This window comes from Neobacillus sp. FSL H8-0543, assembly GCF_038592905.1.
Lineage (GTDB): Bacteria > Bacillota > Bacilli > Bacillales > Cytobacillaceae > Neobacillus.
Window position 1 is genome coordinate 2,948,150 of sequence record NZ_CP151943.1, and the last position, 17,211, is coordinate 2,965,360.

At 38.2% G+C, this 17,211-nt stretch carries 19 protein-coding genes; 9 read left to right on the forward strand and 10 right to left on the reverse strand.

What is annotated here, in order from left to right:
• The gene (locus NSS81_RS14555) at nucleotides 1–1,221 is read right to left on the reverse strand and encodes a helix-turn-helix transcriptional regulator (RefSeq protein WP_342429401.1); all 1,221 of its coding nucleotides are present in this window, start codon (nucleotides 1,219–1,221) and stop codon (nucleotides 1–3) included.
• A gap of 175 nt (nucleotides 1,222–1,396) precedes the next feature.
• On the opposite strand from NSS81_RS14555, the gene NSS81_RS14560 reads away from it, so the two are divergent.
• Nucleotides 1,397–2,695, forward strand: coding sequence for an MFS transporter (locus NSS81_RS14560; RefSeq protein ID WP_342429402.1), 1,299 nt, complete (start codon nucleotides 1,397–1,399; stop codon nucleotides 2,693–2,695).
• Nucleotides 2,696–2,960: 265 nt separating this feature from the next.
• On the opposite strand, the gene NSS81_RS14565 is transcribed toward NSS81_RS14560, so the two are convergent.
• Nucleotides 2,961–3,872, reverse strand: a complete 912-nt coding sequence (locus tag NSS81_RS14565) for a DMT family transporter (RefSeq protein WP_342429403.1) — start codon at nucleotides 3,870–3,872, stop codon at nucleotides 2,961–2,963.
• Nucleotides 3,873–4,137: 265 nt separating this feature from the next.
• Nucleotides 4,138–4,965, reverse strand: coding sequence for a DegV family protein (locus tag NSS81_RS14570; RefSeq protein WP_342429404.1), 828 nt, complete (start codon nucleotides 4,963–4,965; stop codon nucleotides 4,138–4,140).
• 241 nt (nucleotides 4,966–5,206) lie between these two features.
• On the opposite strand from NSS81_RS14570, the gene NSS81_RS14575 reads away from it, so the two are divergent.
• Nucleotides 5,207–7,111: a cation-translocating P-type ATPase gene (locus NSS81_RS14575; RefSeq protein WP_342429405.1), complete on the forward strand. Its 1,905-nt coding sequence runs from the start codon at nucleotides 5,207–5,209 to the stop codon at nucleotides 7,109–7,111.
• Nucleotides 7,112–7,168: 57 nt separating this feature from the next.
• Here the strand turns inward: NSS81_RS14575 and NSS81_RS14580 are convergent, their stop codons facing one another.
• Nucleotides 7,169–7,648 carry a glutathione peroxidase gene (locus NSS81_RS14580; RefSeq protein ID WP_342429406.1) on the reverse strand — a complete coding sequence of 160 codons (480 nt, stop codon included), beginning with the start codon at nucleotides 7,646–7,648 and terminating at the stop codon, nucleotides 7,169–7,171.
• A gap of 168 nt (nucleotides 7,649–7,816) precedes the next feature.
• On the opposite strand from NSS81_RS14580, the gene NSS81_RS14585 reads away from it, so the two are divergent.
• Complete coding sequence (locus NSS81_RS14585) at nucleotides 7,817–8,041, forward strand: hypothetical protein (RefSeq protein WP_342429407.1); 225 nt, start codon at nucleotides 7,817–7,819, stop codon at nucleotides 8,039–8,041.
• A 137-nt stretch (nucleotides 8,042–8,178) separates the two neighbouring features.
• Complete coding sequence (locus NSS81_RS14590; RefSeq protein ID WP_342429408.1) at nucleotides 8,179–8,604, forward strand: DUF4395 domain-containing protein; 426 nt, start codon at nucleotides 8,179–8,181, stop codon at nucleotides 8,602–8,604.
• A gap of 56 nt (nucleotides 8,605–8,660) precedes the next feature.
• On the opposite strand, the gene NSS81_RS14595 is transcribed toward NSS81_RS14590, so the two are convergent.
• The gene (locus NSS81_RS14595) at nucleotides 8,661–9,875 is read right to left on the reverse strand and encodes an MFS transporter (protein ID WP_342429409.1); all 1,215 of its coding nucleotides are present in this window, start codon (nucleotides 9,873–9,875) and stop codon (nucleotides 8,661–8,663) included.
• 242 nt (nucleotides 9,876–10,117) lie between these two features.
• On the opposite strand from NSS81_RS14595, the gene NSS81_RS14600 reads away from it, so the two are divergent.
• Both NSS81_RS14600 and NSS81_RS14605 read left to right on the forward strand, forming a co-directional pair.
• Nucleotides 10,118–10,441 carry a nitrous oxide-stimulated promoter family protein gene (locus NSS81_RS14600; protein ID WP_342429410.1) on the forward strand — a complete coding sequence of 108 codons (324 nt, stop codon included), beginning with the start codon at nucleotides 10,118–10,120 and terminating at the stop codon, nucleotides 10,439–10,441.
• 127 nt (nucleotides 10,442–10,568) lie between these two features.
• Nucleotides 10,569–10,793 (forward strand): hypothetical protein, encoded by a 225-nt coding sequence (locus NSS81_RS14605; protein ID WP_342429411.1) that lies wholly within the window; start codon nucleotides 10,569–10,571, stop codon nucleotides 10,791–10,793.
• Nucleotides 10,794–10,864: 71 nt separating this feature from the next.
• Here NSS81_RS14605 and NSS81_RS14610 read toward each other — a convergent pair whose 3' ends face one another.
• From NSS81_RS14610 to NSS81_RS14625, 4 genes are all read right to left on the reverse strand, one after another.
• On the reverse strand, nucleotides 10,865–11,833 hold the full coding sequence (locus NSS81_RS14610) for a DUF3939 domain-containing protein (RefSeq protein ID WP_342429412.1): 969 nt from the start codon (nucleotides 11,831–11,833) through the stop codon (nucleotides 10,865–10,867).
• Nucleotides 11,830–12,201: an ATP synthase F0 subunit B gene (locus NSS81_RS14615; RefSeq protein WP_342429413.1), complete on the reverse strand. Its 372-nt coding sequence runs from the start codon at nucleotides 12,199–12,201 to the stop codon at nucleotides 11,830–11,832. The genes NSS81_RS14610 and NSS81_RS14615 overlap by 4 nt, the downstream gene beginning before the upstream one ends.
• Before the next feature lie 50 nt (nucleotides 12,202–12,251).
• Nucleotides 12,252–12,995, reverse strand: coding sequence for a F0F1 ATP synthase subunit A (gene atpB, locus NSS81_RS14620; RefSeq protein WP_342429414.1), 744 nt, complete (start codon nucleotides 12,993–12,995; stop codon nucleotides 12,252–12,254).
• A gap of 221 nt (nucleotides 12,996–13,216) precedes the next feature.
• Nucleotides 13,217–14,287, reverse strand: coding sequence for an ion channel (locus tag NSS81_RS14625; protein WP_342429415.1), 1,071 nt, complete (start codon nucleotides 14,285–14,287; stop codon nucleotides 13,217–13,219).
• Nucleotides 14,288–14,442: 155 nt separating this feature from the next.
• On the opposite strand from NSS81_RS14625, the gene NSS81_RS14630 reads away from it, so the two are divergent.
• Both NSS81_RS14630 and aroD read left to right on the forward strand, forming a co-directional pair.
• Complete coding sequence (locus NSS81_RS14630) at nucleotides 14,443–14,994, forward strand: shikimate kinase (protein WP_342429416.1); 552 nt, start codon at nucleotides 14,443–14,445, stop codon at nucleotides 14,992–14,994.
• A gap of 38 nt (nucleotides 14,995–15,032) precedes the next feature.
• On the forward strand, nucleotides 15,033–15,797 hold the full coding sequence (aroD, locus tag NSS81_RS14635; protein ID WP_342429417.1) for a type I 3-dehydroquinate dehydratase: 765 nt from the start codon (nucleotides 15,033–15,035) through the stop codon (nucleotides 15,795–15,797).
• A gap of 31 nt (nucleotides 15,798–15,828) precedes the next feature.
• On the opposite strand, the gene NSS81_RS14640 is transcribed toward aroD, so the two are convergent.
• A complete protein-coding gene (locus tag NSS81_RS14640) occupies nucleotides 15,829–16,551 on the reverse strand; it encodes a Crp/Fnr family transcriptional regulator (protein WP_342429418.1) in 723 nt (240 codons plus the stop codon).
• A gap of 139 nt (nucleotides 16,552–16,690) precedes the next feature.
• Between NSS81_RS14640 and NSS81_RS14645 the strand changes: the two genes are divergently transcribed.
• Nucleotides 16,691–17,191 (forward strand): hypothetical protein, encoded by a 501-nt coding sequence (locus tag NSS81_RS14645; RefSeq protein ID WP_342429419.1) that lies wholly within the window; start codon nucleotides 16,691–16,693, stop codon nucleotides 17,189–17,191.
• Nucleotides 17,192–17,211 lie beyond the last annotated feature (20 nt).

The window sequence follows — 17,211 nt, forward strand, 5'->3', positions numbered from 1 at the left end:
TTAGCTAATCTTTGCCCTAATTTTATTGTATGCATCAAAGGTAAAGTCTTTAAAAAGTGTATGTGGAAGAGATTCGAAATGATCTACTGCTCTTTTTATCGATTGGAGAGCTTCCTCCACTGCTCCGAGCTCAAAATGGCATAAAGCTTTGTATGAATCCCTAACATAATATAGCGACAAGTCAAACGGATGATGAGTAGTAGATGGTGTTTCTACCTTATCCAGGCAAAGAATGGCCTCGTCAAATTGTCGGAGCCCATACAGGGATTTTCCCTTTTCAATTAAGTACAAGCCTCCAAAGATGTCCGCAAACTTTGGATTTGATAAATATTGGTCAATTATTTCTAGTGCTCTGGAATACTCTTTCTTCTCTGAGTTGAGTGATATGGCAATCATAAGGTCATGGACAATAATGGAGGCTAAATCGTCAGCAAATTCGCCGTATTGCTTTAGCTTGGTTAAATAAAGTTCTTTCTTTTTTTCATCTCGGGAAAGTAATGCTTGTCCTGCAGCAAGGCGATATAAATCATCAATACGATAAAAGATTCGATGCTTTTTGGAAAAATTAATGGCACTTTCCATCATAGTTGTTGCTGCATCATAATCACCGATGGCAAAATGCAACATAGCCTCATGATAATCAAGGTCGACACGTGTCATCGGGTCAATATAGGCATGGTTCGCTTCGATTTCAGTCCGTTCCTTTGATATAACGGCTAAGGCCTGAGTGTAGGCATGATCGATAAATTTAACCGTTGCACGGAAAATGGTGATTCCAGCACGATTCGCTGTTAGGTTCATCTGATCATACATGGTTGCGGCCTGGCTAGTAAACTCCTGCCATCCATCCATTTTTTCGTTATAAAGACATCGGCTATATATCTCCAACAATCGAGCCGACTCATAGCCTTGTGTTAGGTTACCTATATAAGGCTTAATAAGTTTGATAAGCTGTTGATATTTATTAGCTGAGTTTTCTTGATTATATAACTTCTCTGCTTGTTCAAGAATTTCCCTCAATTCCTGAGAGCTGACTTCCTCTAATAGTTCGCTTACCTCAACGGATAGTCCCTCAGCTATAAAGGCTAGGCTTTCCATTGAAGGATTCGCCTTATTATTTTCGATGAGGCTGAGCATCCCTTTTGTAATCCCTTCCCCTGCAAGCGCTTCAAGTGTCAACTTTTTCTGTTTTCTTAATTTCCGTATACGATCTCCTAACATGCTTTTAGATCACTCCTATTACCTATTAGTTTAATTATATTAAACATCTCCTTAAATTAAAAGGGGAGTAAAGGATATATTTGTTTAATTAAATTAAACTTTTTACTTGCAATACAAAATATTCCGTGTTATGCTTTGTTTAATTAAATTAAACTTTTTTGGATGGGGTGTTTTTATGGATAGTAGTTTAAAGTTAAAAAAAGCGACGTATCACCTCTGGACATTCGCAATAAGTAAACTGATTTCTTCCTTTGGTTCTCAAGTATATTCCTTTGCCCTAAGTTTTTATATTTTACAAATGACAGGTTCAGCGAAGAGCTTTGCTTTGAATCTTATCTGTAATATTTTGCCGCGTACCCTTGCCGCACCATTTGCTGGGTATTTCGTGGATAGATATTCACGGAAAATGATTGTCATCACATCACAAATTGCGACAACCCTAGCGGTTGGAGGGCTTTTAGTCGTAAGTTACACCTCAGGACTATCCTTAGTGGCTATTTACATTACCTCATGTATTCTATCACTAACATCAATGTTTTCCGGCGTGGCGTTTTCTTCATCGATTACAGGGCTTATCGATGAAAATAGGATTCAAAAGGCGATGTCCTTAAACCAAATGTCCATCTCGTTTGCTGCAATCGGCAGTCCTGCTGTAGGGGGATTATTGTATGGAGCAATCTCGATGCCAATTTTCCTCATCATCTATATGATTGCTTCTAGTATAGCTGTTCTCCTTGAATCAACAATGAATTTCAAACTTTTTACTAAACCAAAAGAAGAAGCAGATGGAGAAGCAAAAGAATCGATGTGGCAAAGCATGAAGGCTGGGGTTACCTACTTGAAAACCCAGCCGCTGATTATGGCGATAATCTGGATTGCATTGTTGGTTAATTTCTTTTTTGGAGCATTTGAGGTAGGCTATTCATTTATTCTTATTGAAAAGTTAAAAATGGATTCCCAGCATTTTGGTTTTACCCAAGGGGCAATTGCATTTGGAATGCTAACGATGTCAATCTATCTTTCTGTAAGAAAAGAAGTGAAATATCCATTTTTAGTATCTAAATGGGGAATAATCGTGATGGGAGTCATCATGGGAGCGGTATCCTTACCTTTATTTATTACGATGTCATACAGTATTCTGTTTGTATATTACGTAATGCTTATGCTAGGTTTAGGTGTCATGCTGGTTATTGTAAATACACCGATGCAGGTGATGCTACAAAAACAAATCGCAGACGAATTTAAAGGTCGTGTTTTTTCAATCATAGAAACAATGGCGATGGCACTTATGCCATTAGGGATGGTACTATATGGTTTTCTGTACGATCTATTTCCACCACAGTGGATCCTGCTATTGTCGTCTGCATTCCTTGTTGGTGTTGTTCTTATCCTTGCAAGGCCCTCCATTGTTCGAAAAGCGCACCCACAACTGTATGAAGACAAGGCAGTTAAGGAACGTGCAGAAGCGTTTTAAAATAGAAAAAACTGACTCAAAAGTCGTTAAATGAAAGCACTTCTGAGTCAGTTTTTGGTATTTGTATGATTTTTAATGAGGAAAATGAATATCAATCGTAATATCATTATCTCATCGACCGAAAGCACTGGCATACGACGAGTTCGGTCGATGAAACCTTATTTCATAGAACTACACAAAAAAGGGGTGCCTAAAAGTACTTTTGGGACACTCTCTTTTTACTTGCAGTTAAGAAACATTTAGCGTGGACTAGAATCACATCTTCTTATGTTGCGGATTCACTTTCTACTGGCACAGACTTCATTTTAGGTTTGGCCATTTTAACATTACCGACCATAATTCCTCCTAAAATAAATACAACTCCTAGCCATTGTGACATGCTTACGATTTCGCCTAAGACAAGTGCTGATAATATAACAGCGATCGGTAGTTCGGAGGCTGTTAGGATGGTTCCAAGTCCAGGTCCGATATGCGGCATTCCAATTGTAAATAAGAGCGGCGGCAAAGCTACCCCTAATAAACCAAGATACAAACCATACGGTGCGACTCCCATAAAAACATCCAATTGGAATAACTCGGTTGGTTGTAGCAGTATCAAAACAGTGATTAACCCGCCGGTGGTTAGAAAAGCACTTTTCTGTACAGATGGTATATCTTTGCCCACGGAGCCGCTAAGAAAGATGAAAGCTGTATAGGTTAATGCGGAAAGTAACCCCCAAACTGTCCCTTGCAATGATACTTCAAAGGCACCTTCTGTGATAATGCCAGCGGCAAGAATGGAGCCTATAATTAAAATGCCAATTGAAACAACCTTTCCCTTGGTCGGTATTTTTTTATAAAAAATCCACTCTGCTAGCGTGCCAATCCAAACAAATTGAAATAAGAAAATAATCGCAAGAGAAGCGTGTAGTGTCTGTAGCGACTGATAATAAAATACACCCGTTAAACCAACTGGGATGCCTGATAAAAGCAGTGTACCTATGTTAGGCAGCGTAAGCTTTTTCTTTTTTGAAAATAGCGCCAACACCCAGATTAGCAAAGCCCCAAATAAGTATTGGCTCCCTGTCACCTCTGCTACGTTAAAACCAGCAGAATAGGCAAGCTTTACAAATGTTGATAATGCTCCGTAACAGCATCCTCCTATAAAAACAATTAATGCATATTGCCAAGTTTTCATTTTTCTACTCCTTTCATTCTATAAAACAATCATTAGGTTCAATCGACAAATTCGATTTTGCGAAGCTTTTATCACACAAAAAAACCACACAGCTATCGTATGAAGGCTGTGTGGCGAAAATAGAGATACCTCTAGAAAAGTCCACAAACAAATGGTTTTTTATTATTATATTAACTAAATAAGTTTATAATAATTGGCTGTGAATGTCAATGAAATTTTTGGTTTCTTTGATTATGTTTTACCGGTTATTCTTCCAATGGAATGGTTAGAACGAGATAATCATACCATCCTTACCTGCATATGTTCCCATTGTGGCTCCCATATAATTCACAATAATGTCCTTTGGATGAAACTTTTCATTAATTTCCTGTTTTATCGCTTCAACATCATCTTTATTCCCAGTGTGAGTAATTCCAAATGTCGTGTTAGAAAAGTCAGTACCTCTTTCTTGTATGACCTCAAGCACTCTCTTTTGGAACTTCTTTTTTCCTCTAATTTTTTCGAGAATTTCTACCTTACCGCCATCCACTCTTTCCAAAATAACCTTGATGTTCAAGATTTTCGCCAGAGAGCCTTGAAATTTACTCAGGCGTCCGCCTTTAACTATGTTCTCTAGGGTATTTAAGAGGACAAGGATGTTCATATTTTCTCGATATTCCGTTAAATTTGCTACGATTTCTTCGATAGTATGACCTTGCTCCACTAATTCAGCCGCACGGGTAATTTGAAGTCCATGTCCCAATGATCCAGCCAAGGTATCAAATACGGTAACTTTTGCACTGGATAGATCCTTGCCAATACATGCTGATTGATATGTACCACTTAGCCCCGAAGATATAGTAAGACATAGTATTTCTGTGTCCGTACCGAATTTGGAATAGGCTTCAGCAAAGGAAGCAGGCGAGGGTTGGGATGTCTTAGGAAGGGCTTCCGTAGAAAACATTTTTGTGAAAAATTCCTGTGGTGTAAGGTCCACTTTTTCTAAATAATCTTGTCCTTCAATGGTTACAGTTAAAGGCACTAACGTTATGTCGTATTGCTCGATTATTTGTTTAGGTAAATCTGCTGAACTATCTGTAATGATCTTAATCAATTTTTTTTTCTCCTTTAATCTTAAATGATACCTATCCTAATTATAACAGTCTGGATTATTTTCATAAGCATTTTAAGCTTTCTGGGTAAGTTGAATAGTTCCTTATTAAAAATTCTTCTAAAGAAAATTGAAACTTGATGGGAGTCAATTCTTTAATTTTAGAAAAGCCTTACTATTAATTCATAGGAAAGATATTGATTTACGGATTAAAAAGTTGAGTCGATATAGAGGAGGAGAAAAAATGATTAAACACATTAACCAACATAAAAATCATATTACTGCCTTATCTGCCATTTTAATCGCCATTGGGTTATTATTCGGTCTGCAGGGAAATGCAGAAATAAAAAGCGCTGCACTAATTATCGCCACAATTATTGCAAGTATTCCAATATTTATTAAAGCTTTTCAGGCACTTCGAATGAAGGCTTTCAGTATTGAATTATTGGTAACGATTGCCGTAATCGGTGCACTCTTTATTGGTGAATACACTGAATCCGCGATCGTCACCTTCTTATTCTTGTTTGGTGATTATCTAGAAGTACGTACGTTACAAAAAACAAGGTCAGCACTGAAAGAGTTAGTCGATATGGCTCCACAAGAAGCACTTGTCATTCGTGGTGATGGAAACATGGTAACCATTCCAGTTGAAGAGGTAGAAAAGGGAGATCGTGTAATTATTCGCTCAGGCGGGAAGGTGCCGGTTGATGGAAGTATCATTTCTGGCCAGGCATCATTGAACGAAGCGGCAATTACAGGTGAGTCCGTTCCTGCAGCAAAGAAAGTAGACGATAAAGTTTTTAGCGGGACAATTGTGGATAATGGATATATTGAAATCATTGCGGAAAAGGTTGGTGATGACACAACTTTTGCTAAAATTATTGAGCTTGTTGAAGAGGCACAGGAGACAAAATCAAAAACAGAGAAGTTTCTTGATAAATTTTCCAATTATTACACACCGGCAGTTGCCTTATTATCGATTCTAGTCTACATCGTGACAAGAGATCTTCACATTGCGATTACATTCCTTGTTGTGGCTTGTCCAGGTGCCTTGGTTATAGGCGCACCTGTTTCAAACGTGGCAGGTATTGGAAATGGTGCAAGAAATGGTGTCCTTGTTAAAGGCGGAGAGGTTATGGATAAGTTTGCTAAAGTGGATACCCTAGTATTCGATAAAACAGGGACGCTAACAAAAGGGAAACCAGAAGTGACAGATATTAAGATATTTAATGGCCAGGAAGAGGATGAACTCCTAGGATGGGTTGCTCAGGCAGAGACAATTTCTGAACATCATTTAGGACAAACGATTGTAAAAGAAGCAAAGAAACGAAAACTCGTGCTTGCTGTTGATCAGGTAAATGGAGAAGTTATTAAAGGAAATGGAATCCGTGCGTATGTTGATGGCCATAAATTAGCCATTGGTAATCGAAAATTAATGGATACAGAAAACATTAACCTTCCAATCGAGGCTGCCGATTATGCATTACATCGTGAAAAAGAAGGAAACACCGCTATTTTTTCAGCAGTTGACGGTACGATTGCAGGTATTTTCTCTATTGCAGATCAAATTCGTGAAGATGCACCACGAGCTATTGCTGAGTTAAGAAAAAATGGTATCAAAAAAATTGTGATGTTAACAGGAGATAATGTCCACACGGCAGAATTAGTTGCGAATGAACTTGGCCTAGATGAATTCCATGCAGAATTATTACCTGAAAACAAAGTAGAATATGTGAAAAAATTAAGGTCAGAAGGACATGTAGTTGCGATGGCTGGGGACGGGATTAATGATGCGCCTGCTATTGCAACAGCTGACATTGGTCTTGCAATGGGTGAGGGTGGTACGGATGTATCAATGGAAACGGCTGATGTGGTCCTGATGGCCGATAAGCTCATGCAACTGTCGCATGCTTACTCACTATCGAAAGCAACTATCCGCAATATGAAGCAAAATACGTACTTTGCAGTTGCAATCGTCTTTGTTCTGTTAGCTGGTGTACTGATGGGTTCCGTCCACTTGGCATCAGGTATGTTTATCCATGAGGCTAGCGTGTTAATTGTTATTCTTAATGCAATGAGATTAATCAGATTCAATCGTAAGAGTGAAAAGGAGGAAATAGAGTTAGAACCTGTACATGCACGAATGTAAAAATAGAAGAGCCCACTTCTTTAACAAGTAGTGGGCTCTTTGGATAATAATCTAGGATTAGAAAAAGAACTTTTTTAAATCTTCCTCAATTTTGGCTGGCTCTGTAGTGGGTGAATAGCGTTCTACAACCTGGCCATTGGCGTCGACCAAAAATTTGGTGAAGTTCCATTTAATATTACGTGAAAGCAGACCCTTTTTCTGCTCTTTTAAGAAGGTGAACAACGGATCAGTATTGTAGCCATTGACATCAACTTTTGCAAAAATGGGAAAGGTTACACCATAGTTTACCTGGCAGAACTTTGTGGTCTCTTCAATGTTAGCAAATTCCTGATTGTTGAATTGGTCACAGGGGAAACCTAATATAACTAAACCTTTTTCTTTGTATTTATCATATAATTCCTGAAGGCCTTGGAATTGAGGAGTTAGACCACATTTACTAGCCGTATTCACAATAAGTAATGGCTTTCCTTCATACTCAGTTAACGATTTCTCTTCACCATTGGTCATCTTTACATTAAATTCATATACAGTTTTCAATGTTTTTCCCCCTAGTATGTAGAATAAAAAAATAAGAATAAAGAGCACAATTCAATCTTAAGTGAATGAATTGGGATAAACAAGGAAAATATGAAATAAATGGTGGGTGTAGATACTGGATACCTACAGCTAGAAAGGCTAATGATAGTAGTGAAAAGGGGGATTACTATGGATCTAAATATGTTTAACAGTAAGAACAGGGGAGAAAAGGATAAAGTTGAAGAAGTGTTGAAGCATTCAATCGAAGTGGAAGAGGATTTAATGCGTAGCTATCTCATTACCGCTGAGCGGATTCACAATGATGATGAACTAAAGGACCGTCTTGAAAACTTTGCCGAAGGAAATGCGAAACGGACGAAGCAACTCCTTGATGAGTTGAACGAAGAGAAATAAAAATGGAATTTCAATGTAAAATAGGTACTCATTAGAGTGCCTTTTTTTATTTATTGGGTTGTATATGCTATACAAAAATGGTGAAAACGGTTAGAATACTTATAAACATACAAATCCAATGAGAAAGGTCGGAATTTATGTCTAAACAAATTCGATCCATCCCTCGTCCGCTTGTCAAAACAAACCAATGGGTCATTGTCATAAGTGTTGTCTTAACATGGGTTTTCAGTGTGGAGTGGTTCTTACTATTACCTTTACTAGCTGGACTCTCAGGAATTGTTTTCAAATATAATCCAGTAATGAAGGTAGCAAAGCTCTTTCTTTCGAAAAAACCAGAGGAATATGTTCCCGAAGATTGGGAGCAACAACAATTTAACCAAAAAATGGCTGTTTTTTGTTTGGGAGCTGGATTTTTAGGGTTTTTGTTTGAATGGAATACAGTAGGCTATGTGTTCACGATTCTTGTAGCAACAGCAGCATCTGTTGCTATATTAGGTTTTTGCATAGGTTGTTTTATACATTATCAGTGGAAGATGTACACTTATAAACGAGCAAATCAATAAAGGTATCAAAAAAAGACTGATGGGTGTCCATCAGTCTTTTTTTGATACCTAATATTTTACAAAGCTGCCTTTGCTTTCAAAGATCGCTTTTGCCAACTAACGGTTATAAACAAGGTTACAGCCAATAAAGCAAAGCCCAAAACAAATGGATAAGTGATTTTAACATCATAAAGCAATCCAGCAAGAGTCGGCCCCAAAACGTTACCAATACTCATATATGCATTGTTCATCCCCATCGCAAACCCTTGCTCATTCCCCGCTAACTTAGAAATAAGCGTGTTTAGTACAGGCCTTAGAATTGAGGTCGAAAGGAAGATAATGAGTGAAATCCCGAAGAATAGGGCGTAGCTAGTAGCAAATAGTGAAAAAAGAAATCCAACTGCGGCCACAGCGATAAAGATATTTAATACAGCAACTTCACCCCAGCGATTGACAATCCGGTCAACAACAAAAAGTTGAACAATTACACTGACAACTCCAGTAGCAGTCACCATGATGGCAATATCTTTCGCACTAGAATTAAACTGGTTATCGAGATAGAGTCCGATTACTGACTCATATGCAATTAAACCAAAGCTCATAACGAGTGTAATAATTAATGGGATGAAATAAGGCTTTTTCACGGATTGGGCAATTTTAGCCACCATTGTTTCAGCTTCTTGCATTTCAGACGTCTGTGCAGTTTGAATTACCTTACTTTCCTTTAATACGATAATGGAAAACAGCACAGCAACAAGGGAGACAAGTGCTGAGATTAATAGAGGAAACTTTAAGCCAAAGTCTGCTAGAAATCCGCCGATTCCTGGCCCAACAACGATACCAAGTGACATTGCAGCAGATACTAAGCTGTTCCCTTTCGCACGCTGCTCAAAGGACGTAATATCGGCAACATAGGCAAAAATAGCTGGTACAAGTAATGCTGCACCGATTCCACCAACAAATCGAGAACCGTAAAGCATCCAGATGGAATTGGAGAAATAAAAGATAAACATGGAGATGGTTAATCCTGTTAGACCATAGATGATCATCCTGCGGCGACCGTATTGATCTGTCCATTTACCAGCGATAGGAGAAAAGACAAACTGAGCTCCGGCAAAGATGGCAATAAACAGGCCAGCAGCGGTTCCTCCTTGGTTAATCGATTCTAAATAGGCTGGTAAGATAGGAATGATGATTCCAAAGCTACCAATTGCAATAAACATATTTATCATTAAGATAATTATTTTCTTTCGTTGATCAACTGACATTAAAACTCCGTCCCTTCGTTCCATGCAGGTGGTTAACCTTATTGTGGTTAGGTTAACTTTTTCCATGCTACCTATCTTATAAAGGGACCTATGTATTTGTCAATGATAACGGAATGGTAAATATATTCTTTTAGAAATGGTCAGAGAATGTAAGCTGTTGGAAAGTTGTTAGAAATATGCCACGAGAGGGTTCAATCCTTGTGATAACTTTATATTATCGACGTATTTTGTAGTAGGCCTATCAAAAGGAAAGGTGGTTTACAACGATGACTAGACAATTATCTGACCTAAATAATGGTCCAAAGGTCCAAAAGGAAAAAGAAATGGTTACGCAAATGATTGAACTGTATTGTCGAAAGAAACACCATCATGAAAAATTATGCAAGGAATGTCAAACTGTAAAAATCTACGCTCATAGAAGGCTCTCACTCTGCCGTTTTGGAGAAGAAAAGAGTGCCTGCTCCAATTGTTCCATCCATTGCTATAAACCAAAATATCGAGATAGAATGAAAACAATAATGCGATTTTCAGGTCCATGGATGCTGTTATATCATCCGATTTATTCAATAAAGCATCTTTTAAATAGGTAAAGATACTAGTAAGAGCGTATTGGAGTTCTAACTATCCATACGCTTTTTTAATTCAGATAATTCTGTATTAACGGACTGTGATATTTGGTATTATTTAACTAGAGGGTGAAAAGTAGGAGGGATAAGAATGACGGAAACGATCACAGTAATTATGATTTTCTCGATTCCAATCATCGCAATTTTAACGAGCCATTTTCAAAAGCAATCAAAGTACAAGCACAAAATGATCCAGGATGAATTAGAATTGGAGAAACTGAAAAATCAAAACTATTTAATAGAAACTGAAAAAATGAGGCTTGAGCTTGAGCGGATGAAACTTGACGAGCCTAAGGATAAAATTAAATTATTATAATAAAAGAGTGTGATATCATCTAGGTGATTTCACACTCTTTTAACAGCTTTTGGGATATGATCGAATCATTGTTAACCTCCTAGTTTTTTTCTGTTAGGCTTAAGACTGGTAATGAGGCCGTCATAATCGGTAAAATATAAGTCTGTCTCTGGCTTTTCATCGAGATAATGCCCCTGGATAAGCTGATAGTAATTCACTCGGTGCAGCGAATCGTATGGCTTAATTGGATAGCGATTATTCACTTTATAATACAAATTTACTGCTTTTTGGACCTTATCGATTATTGGCGGAAGCTCCATCTCCTTTTCCTCAAAGATTTCATAGGTTTCTTTAGACATATAAAATGGTCTTGTAGGTATCCCGCCGATATATGGTGCAAGTTGTTCAAAGTCAATGCTATAATCTTCCTTAATGAGTATGGTTCTATTAATGCCAGCAGGCAAATCTTTTGAGAAGCAGCGAATGGCTTCATGGACATCCGGGAGAGTAGCCTCAATGGATGGCCAGTCAAGCCCATCTTTTTTTTTCATTCTTCCAGCAGACCCTTTTGTTTTTGTAAGCCCGTTCATCGAATGGCTTCCAAAATAATTATAAATCATTACATAACCAATTAAGGCGCCAACTGCAAAACCGAATAGAACACCAATAATCGTAAAAGCAGAACCACTATTTGTTATGGTGTCCAATTTCACACCGAGCTTGTAGCCTCCAAAGATGGACAATCCAAGGGCGACGCCAATCATAATGTGTAAGGATAAAGTTGTGATTAGAAAGTTAACAAACTCTTGCAGGTGGGAATCGGTCGACTTCTTCTCATTACTAAAATATGACCTAACCTCTGTTTGAATTTCCTCTGAAACATTATATTCATTGAAAAATCTTTCGATATATTCATTGGTGTATTCAGGTTCCTTTTTTAAGAAGTAGGATGTTTTTTCGAAGTTCCCCCTTATATATTGTATATAAACCCAATTTGCTTCATTGTCTAAAACGAATTTCTCCAGCATTTTTCCATGTTCTTTTACGAACTCTTTTTTCATGATGCCCCACGCTCCTTCATCCTTTTCATGTCTTGATAGGCCTGAGAACGAATCACTAGAGCATCCTTTCTAGCCTCTTTTACAATAAGTGAGGCTTCCAGACGGCTTTGGGCAATAATTTCTCTTGCTTCACGTGTTGCTTTATCCGTCATTTCTCGTTGTTTGAACAGGAGTGACTCAGCTTCTTTCTTATAGGTATCGGCAAGTTTGAGTTTGTTATCAATTGATTCCCTCCTGTTTTCCATCGCCTCCAGAAGCTTACCTAGAAGTTTTCTTTTGAGGATAAAAATTAGAGCAGTAAATAAAATCGCTTGATAAACCATTGTTCCTAATGAAATTGGTATACCAAAGATCTCAATATCCCCCATTTTTTACATCTCCTTATATTCCGCACCGTTCCTGCTAATGGACGTTTAATTTATGCGACTTCCTTCACTCTTATACCAATATAAACCATGAAAAGTGTCACAAAAATGTATGCCTGGATACCGCCGATGAATACGCAAAATGCCTGCCAAATGACTAATGGGGCGGCTGCAAGTAGCCCTGCTCCAATACCAGTGAACAGACCCGACTCAAAACCTTTAGCGACTGCTCCGACAAGAATGGCAAGCATCACTTCACCTGCATAGATATTCCCGAATAATCGGAGACCAAGTGTAAGCGTGGTGGTGATTTGTTCGAGAATATTAATAACAACTAACGGCTTGAAGGGCTTCAAGAAACTCTTAAAATACTTTTTTAGTCCATAAGTGCGTAAAGCAATAAAATGGGTGTAGACAATTAACATAATCGCCATTGTCATGGTGACATGAGCATCGGCAGTCGGGGATTTCCACCATGTAGCATGGTCTGCTCCGGCAATGACGGCAAATGGAACACCTTGGATGTTGGCGATGAAAAGATAGAGAATGAGCCCAACCCCTGCTGAGAGGATAAAGAAATTATTCTTGCTGCCCATAGAATTTACCATGATGTTCTGAACAAATTCGACAAGCCATTCTATAAAATTTTGCATTTTTCCGGGTTTTTCTTCTGTTAGCTTTCTTGTGCAAAGATAGACGATGAGAAGGACAGCGACGGCTGCGAATGTGCTGGTAAGGATTATGGATAGGTCAAATGTTAATCCGAAAAATTGTACGAGGGGACGTGTAGAGTGCATATGGTTTACCTCCTTCCTGATCAAAATATGTACAGAAAGTGGTGGGGGGAGAGTAGAAGAATATGTATTCTTATATCTTTATTATACTAAATTTTATAGGAAAATAGTACCTTTTTATCCTTTGAATTTTGACAATTCAGACAAATAATTAGTACTATAGTAACGGAAAATATGATGATTTTGATGTTAAAGTACAGGTCTTACCAAGATATTGATAAGACCTATTTTTCCGGGAGTTTTTGAGGTTGGACGGAATTAATTTTAGAAAGGGTTTCTTTATCGCAAATAACAAAGAGCTGGGCATCTTCAGGAATGGAGTTATCTAATTGACGGTTAATATGCAGGTTGCCTCGGTCCGCAACAAGTGTAGCCCCTTGGTTAAGGAGGTCTGCAAAAGCGTCCCGATATGTTTTCCATTCTTCATGTTTCGGTATCTCATACATCGCTTCTTCATATTGAGAGCTCATTAGCTCTGAATACATATTTGTAACCCCATGTGAAAATAATGACCGAACCGCGGCATGGGAAATCATTTCCTGTGTTGGAATAAATTCATCCACCTTAACACGCTGGAATAAACGGATATGCTTTTGATAGATAACCTCTGCCGTTACATGAATCGGAATATTTATTTTTTCTTCGATTGATGTAATCGCCGTTGCAATCAGCAAAGTCTTCCCATCGACCAACAGTGGATCTTTTGAAGCAAAATTATCTTGGGTGATTTGGTCCGCAAAGATGATGACTCCCTTTGCTTCAGGTAAATTCGCCTGGTACAGTGTCTCTTCATCTGTGGCATCACCACGGATATAGTATAGTTGTTTCTCGACCATTGGAGCTGTTTCCCAATCATCAATGATGACAACATCAATCGTTTTATCAGATTTTAGTATTTCTTTAATGGCTAGCTCTGATTTATCGCTCCAGCCAATTAGAATGATATGGTTTTTCCCCGTATATTTCATTTTTCCACCAACTTTAAGTTTATCAAGGAGATAGACAGATTTTATACTTTTTCCAATAAAAACACTAATTAGGCCAATTCCGCTGATATAGAGAAAAATCGTAAATACCTTTCCTTGAATGGTAACGGGTGCATAGTCCCCAAAACCAACAGTGGCTAGAGTGGTTAGTACCCAATAAATAGCAGTAAGATAGGTTTCAAAGGTTTCTGGCTCTAAATATAAAGCGATGTAAGCAGCAAATAAAATATATAAAATAACAAAAGGGTAAAGTAATCGATCCCGTAGTTTGACGAGATAATATAGTGATCTTTTTAGGTACATTAACATTCGTATCCCCTAGCTTTCAAAACACTGAATATGCTTATATTTCCAAAGTGGCGGGGAAATTAACCATCAATGAAATAATTGGTTTTCTGCTTCAGTAGGGCTTATAATAGTAACAAAATTATGTTGCCTGTTTTCCATCGTTAGGGGGATTAAATTTGAATAATCAAGACGTTTCATTAAAAGAGAAAAGTATTGTTTTTATTGGCTTTATGGGTGCAGGAAAAACCACAATCGGTAGGTTAGTAGCTAAAAAACTTTATCGAGATTTTATTGATATAGATGAAGAAATTGAAAACGAGTTTAAGATGCCCGTATCGCAAATATTTGCGGAAATAGGTGAGAAGGCTTTTAGAGAGCGAGAAAAGACCATAACTACTTGCAGATGCCAGCAAAAACTGCAGGTCATCTCTATCGGCGGCGGTGCGTATCTCCAAGAGGAAATTAAAAAGGTATGTTTATCCTCCTGCATAGTTATTTATTTGGATATATCGTGGGAATCTTTGAAAAAACGGTTGGGTATTATTATTAAAAGCCGTCCGGTTTTACAAGGAAAGTCGATAGAAGAAATCGAGGAGCTATTTTATAAGAGAAAAGAAGGCTATTTTCCTTACCATTCCAAGGTTGAAATTGACAATCAGAGTATGGACGAACTTGCAGACGAGATTGTCAAGTCCCTAAAGTTATCGTGGGAATTACATGAAGCGTAAAAATTAAATTAGCTCGGGCGGAGTGGGAGATGTAATGCATGAAAAAAATAGTAACGGTTCGAGGAATCAATATTGGAGAAGGGCTCCCAAAAATCTGTGTTCCATTGGTTGGAGAGACACTAATGCAGCTAAGGGAAGAAGCAGCCTATCTGGAAACGGTTGACTTGGATGTTGTCGAATGGCGTGTCGACTTCTTCGAGCATGTGGAAGATTGTGAGAAAGTAATCGAGGTACTGAGTGAAATTCGTGAGCTTTTACCAGACATTCCACTTATTTTTACCTTTCGCAGTACGAAAGAAGGCGGACAAAAGGAAATCAGCAACACCTATTATTTTGAATTAAATCGAACCATTGCTGAAACGGGTTTGGTTGATATCATTGATATTGAGTTATTTAATGATGAAAAAAAAGTTAGATCATTGGTTGAATCTGTCCATTTATCTAATGTATTCGTCATCCTCTCTAACCATGATTTTGACAAAACGCCTGCGAAGGAAGAAATCATCTCCCGTTTACGAAAGGCACAGGAGTTGGATGGCGATTTGCCGAAAATCGCTGTTATGCCAAGTAGTACCACAGATGTACTTACCCTATTAGATGCGACGAATACAATGCATGAACAATATGCGGACAGGCCAATCATAACGATGTCGATGGCTGGAAAAGGTGTAATTAGCAGGTTGGCAGGTGAGATTTTTGGATCCGCGATAACCTTTGGAGCTGCCCAGAAAGCATCTGCACCAGGACAAGTACCCGTTTCAGAATTAAGAAATGCTCTGACTTTAATTCACTCAAACTTATAGAAGAGTCCTGACCATGGTGTCAGGGCTCTCTTTAATGGGCTATATTTGCTAGCTCTTCTTTATTTAGAATTATAATATTTCGTTGTCCGGATTGTTTAATCCAGCCACGTTCCTGGAAGGTTGTTAGCCTTCTGCTAAGCGTTTCTTGGGTCGTTCCAATATAGGAAGAGAGATCCTTTTTGCTCATTGGAAGAACAATCGTAATGGGAGCAATCCCATCTTCTGAGTTTGTTGCGGAGCTAATCTGCTCAATAAGATAGGAAGCTACCCGTTTTTCTGCATCCTGCAGGCTGAGTCTCTCGATCGTCATCTCCGCTTCCTTTAACCTTTTTCCGATTTCTTCGAGTACTTTCAACGAAATCTCAGGGTGTGTAACAAGCATCCCTTGCAAGTCTTTTCTGTGAATCACACATATTTCGGTATTGGACATTGCCTCGGCATAATTTGCTGATGTGTCTGATGTAAATAGGGAAAGTTCACCGATAAAGTCTCCTGGTTCAAGAATTCTCAGCAGCTGCTCCTTACCTAGCTCAGAGACCCGGTATATCTTCACTCGTCCAGTATGAATAATAAGCAATTGTTCGGTGAGGTCTCCAGGTTGAAAGATCATTTCTCCTTTTAAATAGTTTTTTGAATGCGCGGATTGGACAACCTTTTGCATCTCATCAAATGATAAATGATTAAAGATTGGAACACCTGATACACATAGTTTGTATTCATCGGGTTTATTATCGGAAGAATGGTTACATTTCAAGATTTGGTCAGCCTCCTTGTAATAATTACTTCTAATAGTACTATTATAAAGTATATCTTGTTTTATAACGTTGACTTAAATCAACTTCATAGAATAACCTTAATAGAAGAAGAATGGAAGCTTAGAGCGGGGGGATAGTTTGTACCATAGAATATGGACGGCTGGAAACATTGTACTAATCGTGGTATCGATCGTATATATTTGGTTCCTGCGCCCGCATGACAGTTCTTTAGTAATCACCAGTCAATTGTTTGCACAACTAGGTGTGCTGCTGTTTTTTATTAATATTAATATGTATTTTATTTTCCTTGTAATCAGGAAAACATCGATAAGAAAAATCAAGATTCGTCTCGCGAAATTCTCAAGAGTGTTGATGAAATGGCATATTAAGATTGCTGTACTAGGGACAACAGTGATGATCGGACATGCCGCAATCAACCTTTATGAAATCGGTCCCTTGATAGGATATAGTCATTTAAAGCTGTTAAGTGGATACCTGTCAATCATCTTACTTGCAGTCACATTAGGAGCAGGCTACCGTCGACATAAAAAAGCCTCAGGCTTCAGAAAAAAATTCCACAGATACACAGCATTGACCTTCCTAATCAGCTTTCTCATCCATATGTTCACACCAATTTAAATACTGTCCACCCCACGTGG

Excerpts from the sequence above, each read along its gene's own strand:
- NSS81_RS14615 (WP_342429413.1), bottom strand. The coding sequence starts at position 12,201 with ATGGGGGATATTGAGATCTTTGGTATACCAATTTCATTAGGAACAATG.
- NSS81_RS14585 (WP_342429407.1), top strand. The coding sequence starts at position 7,817 with ATGGATCTAAATATGTTTAACAGTAAGAACAGGGGAGAAAAGGATAAA.
- NSS81_RS14590 (WP_342429408.1), top strand. The coding sequence starts at position 8,179 with ATGTCTAAACAAATTCGATCCATCCCTCGTCCGCTTGTCAAAACAAAC.
- NSS81_RS14555 (WP_342429401.1), bottom strand. The coding sequence starts at position 1,221 with ATGTTAGGAGATCGTATACGGAAATTAAGAAAACAGAAAAAGTTGACA.
- NSS81_RS14610 (WP_342429412.1), bottom strand. The coding sequence starts at position 11,833 with ATGAAAAAAGAGTTCGTAAAAGAACATGGAAAAATGCTGGAGAAATTC.
- aroD (WP_342429417.1), top strand. The coding sequence starts at position 15,033 with ATGAAAAAAATAGTAACGGTTCGAGGAATCAATATTGGAGAAGGGCTC.
- NSS81_RS14595 (WP_342429409.1), bottom strand. The coding sequence starts at position 9,875 with ATGGAACGAAGGGACGGAGTTTTAATGTCAGTTGATCAACGAAAGAAA.
- NSS81_RS14560 (WP_342429402.1), top strand. The coding sequence starts at position 1,397 with ATGGATAGTAGTTTAAAGTTAAAAAAAGCGACGTATCACCTCTGGACA.
- NSS81_RS14600 (WP_342429410.1), top strand. The coding sequence starts at position 10,118 with ATGACTAGACAATTATCTGACCTAAATAATGGTCCAAAGGTCCAAAAG.
- NSS81_RS14575 (WP_342429405.1), top strand. The coding sequence starts at position 5,207 with ATGATTAAACACATTAACCAACATAAAAATCATATTACTGCCTTATCT.
- atpB (WP_342429414.1), bottom strand. The coding sequence starts at position 12,995 with ATGCACTCTACACGTCCCCTCGTACAATTTTTCGGATTAACATTTGAC.
- NSS81_RS14565 (WP_342429403.1), bottom strand. The coding sequence starts at position 3,872 with ATGAAAACTTGGCAATATGCATTAATTGTTTTTATAGGAGGATGCTGT.
- NSS81_RS14605 (WP_342429411.1), top strand. The coding sequence starts at position 10,569 with ATGACGGAAACGATCACAGTAATTATGATTTTCTCGATTCCAATCATC.
- NSS81_RS14625 (WP_342429415.1), bottom strand. The coding sequence starts at position 14,287 with ATGTTAATGTACCTAAAAAGATCACTATATTATCTCGTCAAACTACGG.